This window comes from Terrisporobacter mayombei (assembly GCF_020748465.1).
GTDB lineage: Bacteria > Bacillota > Clostridia > Peptostreptococcales > Peptostreptococcaceae > Terrisporobacter > Terrisporobacter mayombei.
The window spans coordinates 1-478 of sequence record NZ_JAHZMP010000171.1 but is presented as its reverse complement, the minus strand read 5'-3'; the positions used below and the strand labels follow the sequence as shown (position 1 = coordinate 478).

At 39.5% G+C, this 478-nt stretch carries 1 protein-coding gene; it reads right to left on the bottom strand.

Features of this window, described 5'->3' with window-relative positions:
* Positions 1–294: transcriptional regulator RcsA (gene rcsA, locus K0039_RS25120; protein WP_140039335.1), on the bottom strand; the 294-nt coding region annotated here is incomplete at its 3' end.
* Positions 295–478 lie beyond the last annotated feature (184 nt).

Sequence of the window (478 nt, the reverse complement as noted above, 5' to 3'; positions counted from 1 at the left end):
TCTGACCAATAGATATTCATCAAAATGAACATTGGCAATTGCCATAAAAACGATAAATAACGTATTGGGATGTTGATTAATGATGAGCTTGATACGCTGACTGTTAGAAGCATCGTGGATGAAACAGTCCTCATTAATAAACACCACTGAAGGGCGCTGTGAATCACAAGCTATGGCAAGGTCATCAACGGTTTCAATGTCGTTGATTTCTCTTTTTTTAACCCCCCTACTCAACAGATACCCGGTTAAACCTAGTCGGGTGTAACTACATAAATCCATAATAATCGTTGACATGGCATACCCTCACTCAATGCGTAACGATAATTCCCCTTACCTGAATATTTCATCATGACTAAACGGAACAACATGGGTCACCTAATGCGCCACTCTCGCGATTTTTCAGGCGGACTTACTATCCCGTAAAGTGTTGTATAATTTGCCTGGAATTGTCTAAAAGTAAAGTAAATGTTGCGATATG